Annotated in this window: 4 protein-coding genes and 2 pseudogenes; 2 read left to right on the top strand and 4 right to left on the bottom strand. The window is 68.7% G+C overall.

What is annotated here, in order from left to right; translation table 11 throughout:
- Positions 1 to 245: pseudogene (locus ACFR9S_RS06620) on the bottom strand (ACP synthase); the annotation flags it as partial.
- Entirely contained in the window at positions 242 to 1,414 is a 1,173-nt protein-coding gene (locus ACFR9S_RS06615; RefSeq protein ID WP_379818308.1) for a thiolase domain-containing protein, read from the bottom strand. The gene ACFR9S_RS06615 and the pseudogene ACFR9S_RS06620, both read right to left, overlap by 4 nt.
- 135 nt (positions 1,415 to 1,549) lie before the next feature.
- Between ACFR9S_RS06615 and paaK the strand changes: the two genes are divergently transcribed.
- Together paaK and ACFR9S_RS06605 are read left to right on the top strand one after the other, a co-directional pair.
- Complete coding sequence (gene paaK / locus ACFR9S_RS06610; protein WP_379731543.1) at positions 1,550 to 2,836, top strand: phenylacetate--CoA ligase PaaK; 1,287 nt, start codon at positions 1,550 to 1,552, stop codon at positions 2,834 to 2,836.
- 53 nt (positions 2,837 to 2,889) lie between these two features.
- Positions 2,890 to 3,366, top strand: a complete 477-nt coding sequence (locus ACFR9S_RS06605) for a MaoC family dehydratase (RefSeq protein ID WP_379731544.1) — start codon at positions 2,890 to 2,892, stop codon at positions 3,364 to 3,366.
- 8 nt (positions 3,367 to 3,374) lie between these two features.
- On the opposite strand, the gene paaE is transcribed toward ACFR9S_RS06605, so the two are convergent.
- Together paaE and ACFR9S_RS06595 are read right to left on the bottom strand one after the other, a co-directional pair.
- Positions 3,375 to 3,578 (bottom strand): 1,2-phenylacetyl-CoA epoxidase subunit PaaE, encoded by a 204-nt coding sequence (gene paaE, locus ACFR9S_RS06600; RefSeq protein ID WP_379731545.1) that lies wholly within the window; start codon positions 3,576 to 3,578, stop codon positions 3,375 to 3,377.
- Positions 3,575 to 3,671 (bottom strand): annotated as a pseudogene (locus ACFR9S_RS06595) (1,2-phenylacetyl-CoA epoxidase subunit PaaD); the annotation flags it as partial. The gene paaE and the pseudogene ACFR9S_RS06595, both read right to left, overlap by 4 nt.

Here is a 3,671-nt window from a genome sequence, read left to right as displayed (position 1 = left end):
GTCGCGAACGCGAGGTGGGCGACCTCGTCGCCGTCGCGGTCGGCGGCGTCGAGCGCGCGCCGGGCCGCCTCGATCCCCATCGTGAGCGCGTCCTCGTCGGCTTCGGGGACCGCTTTCTTCTCGATTGCTGCCGCGTCGAACTGCCCCCACGCGGCCTCGAACTCAGCGGCGTCGATGCGCAGTCTGGGCGTGTACGCCCCGATCGCGGCGATTCCTGGTTCGTCGGCCGCGCCGCCGCCGCTCATCGTCCCACCTCCCGTTCGAGGACGTGGACGACCGCCGCGCCGCCGCTACCGCCAACATTGTGAGTCAGGCCGAGTTCTGCGTCTTCGACTTGGCGGTCCCCCGCCTCGCCGCGGAGTTGTTTGACCGCCTCCGCGATCTGCCCGGCGCCGGTCGCGCCGAGGGGGTGGCCCTTCGACTTCAGGCCGCCGGAGGCGTTCACCGGGAGTTCGCCGCCGAGTTCGGTGGCGCCGGAGTCGACCAGTTCGTGGGCCTCGCCGCGGCCACAGAACCCCAGATCCTCGTACGCCAGCAGTTCGGCGATCGCGAAGCAGTCGTGGACCTCCGCGAAGTCGAGGTCGTCCGGTTCGATCCCGGCGCGGTCGTACGCCTCCGCAGCGGCTTCCATCGAGGCGTCGATCCCGGTGTAGGTGTCGCGCTGGAACAGGCCGACGCGTTCGCTGGCGGCACCGACCCCCGCAACGCGGATCGGTTCGTCGGTGTACTCCCCGACGGCGTCCTCGCTCGCGACGAGCACCGCGGCGGCGCCGTCGGAGGTCGGACAGCAGTGATAGAGGTTCAACGGATCGGCGACGACCGGCGCGTCCCGGGCGTCCTCGATCGAACACTCGAAGCCGAGGTGGGCGTCGTCGTTCTTCGCGCCGTTTTTGTGGTTCTTGACGGCGACCTGTGAGAGATGCTCCGGCGTCGCGTCGTAGCGGTCGAAGTAGGCGCTGGCCATCTGGGCGTACACGCCGGCGAACGTGGTGCCGGTCAGGCGCTCCCACTCGGTCTCGCCGGAGACGCCGAGCCAGTACTTCGCCGCGTCGCCGCTCATGTCGGTCATCACCTCGACGCCGCCGGCGAGCGCCACGTCGGCCATCCCGCTCCGGACGGCCTGCACGGCCTGTCTGACTGCGTACCCCGAGGCCGCACACGCGTTCTCGACGCGCGTGCTCGGGATGCCGTGGAGGCCGGCGTGTTCGGTGACCGCCGGCCCGGAGAGCCCGATCTGTCGCCCGCCGACGCCGAGCGTGCCGACGACCGCCTCGTCGATCTCGCCGGCGTCGATCCCGTCGGGGACGCTGTTGAGCGCCGCGTCGACGGCGTCGGTGAACAGCGACCGATAGCTCTCGCCGGGCATCGCGCCGAAGGGGGTCTGCCCCGCGCCGATGATGTACGCCTCGCGCATTGGCCCACGGTTCCGCCGGTCCGACGAAAAGCCTTCCCGTGGGCGACGTGGCGGCCACGGACCGGCGCCCGGTCGGTTGGTTTCACCTCGTCGGAACCATCATGATTTTTACTGTCGTCGGTCCAGCGGGCGAGTATGGTACACAAGCCCATAGAGGGCGCCGACCGCGCGGAGATCCGCGACCTCCAGGCCGAACGACTCCGGGAGACCGTCGAGAACGCCTACGAGAACGTTCCGTTCTACCGGGAGACGCTCGACGAGGCCGGGGTCGAACCGGCCGACATCCAGAGCGTCGACGACGTGACGAAACTCCCGACGACCACGAAGGAAGACTTCCGCGACGAGTACCCCGACGGGCTGTTCGCCGTCGACGACGACGAGGTGACCCGGATCCACGCCTCCTCGGGGACGACGGGCAAGCCGAAGATCGTCGCCTACACCGACGACGACGTCGACGTGTGGAGCGAGGTGGTCGCGCGCTCGCTCGCGGCGGCGGGCGTCGAGCCCGGCGACACCGTCCAGAACGCCTACGGCTACGGGCTGTTCACCGGCGGGCTCGGGCTCCACTACGGCGTCGAGGAGCTCGGCGGGACGGTCATCCCCGTCGGCGGCGGGCAGACTCAGCGCCAGATCGAGCTGATGATCGACCTCGACAGCGACGTGTTCACCTGCACGCCCTCCTACGCGCTCTACCTCGCCGAGACGGCCGAGGAGATGGGTCACGATCCGCGGGAACTGCCCATCTCGACGGTCATCTTCGGCGCCGAGCCCTGCACCGATCCGATGCGCGAGGAGATCGAACAGCGGCTGGACGTGACCGGGATCGACATCTACGGGCTCTCCGAGATCGTCGGTCCGGGCGTCTCGAACGAGTGCCACGAGGCACAGGAGGGGCTGCACATCTGGGAGGACCGCTTCCTGCCCGAGGTCGTCGATCCACAGACCGGCGAACCGCTCCCGGAGGGCGAGGAGGGCGAACTCGTGCTCACGACGCTGTCGAAGGAGGCGCTGCCAGTCCTGCGTTATCGGACGGGCGACCTGACGACGCTGACCTACGAGGAGTGTGAGTGCGGGCGGACGATGGTCCGGATGGACAACGTCACCGGCCGCGCCGACGACCTGCTGATCGTCCGCGGCGTGAACCTCTACCCCAGCGAGATCGAGGACGTGGTGCTCGACATCGACGGCGTCGCACCCCACTACCGCATCGACCTCGACCGCGAGGAGAACCTCGACGTGATGGAACTCACCGTCGAGCGCGCCGAGGGGGCGGATCGGGGCCACGTCGAACTGGAGACGGAGATCCGCGAACGGCTGTCGAACGTGCTGGGGTTCACCCCCGACGAGCTTACGCTGGTCGAGTCCGGCGGCATCGCCCGCAGCGAGGTCGGGAAGGTCCAGCGCGTCTACGACCACCGGTAGCGGGGGCCGGTGCCTCCGGGAGCTATTTACCCCGACTGGGCGAACCCGGGGGTATGGCTTACAGCTACGAACCGCACTACTTCGAGGACTTCGAGGTCGGCGAGGAGTTCATCAGCGTCGGGCGCACGGTGACGGAGTCGGACTTCGTGATGCACTCCGCGCTCAGCGGCGACTGGACCGAACTGCACACCAACAAGGAGTACGCCCAGGAGCAGGAGTTCGGCGAGCGCATCGCCCACGGCCCGATGACGTTCGTGCAGGCCACCGGGTTCGTCTACCGGACGGGCATCGTCGAGCGCACCGCGGTCGCGTTCCTCGGGATGAACTACATGGACCTCCCGAACCCCGTCACCATCGGCGACACGCTGCAGTTGGAGATGGAGGTCACCGAGAAGAAGGAGCTCAGCCGCGACGACGCCGGGCTGGTCGTGCTCGACTGCGTGATGGAGAATCAGGAGGACACGGTGGTGTTCGAGGGCGACATGAAGTTCCTCATCAAGCGGAAAAGCGCCGACGAGGACGCCGAATAGCCCGCCCGCTACTCGAACTTCTTGAACTGCTGGAGGCAGTCGTTGCAGTAGTGGATCGACTGACAGCGCGACGGCCCGCGGGGGTGCTCGCGCTCGGTGTTCTCCGAGCCGCAGTACGGGCACTCTGCGCCCGTCGTCTCGCCGCTGGTCGTGACGCTCGGGTCCTGCTCGGGGGCGTCGGCGCTCGGCCCCGAAGTCGGCTCGTCGCTCATCGCTCCACGCTGATCCCGAACTCCCGGAGCGCTTCCTTCCCCTGTTCGGTCACGAGATCGAGCGACCAATCCGGCGCCCAGACGAGGCGGACC

This window comes from Halolamina salina (assembly GCF_042678005.1).
GTDB lineage: Archaea > Halobacteriota > Halobacteria > Halobacteriales > Haloferacaceae > Halolamina > Halolamina salina.
This window is presented reverse-complemented; position numbering and strand designations above follow the sequence as displayed.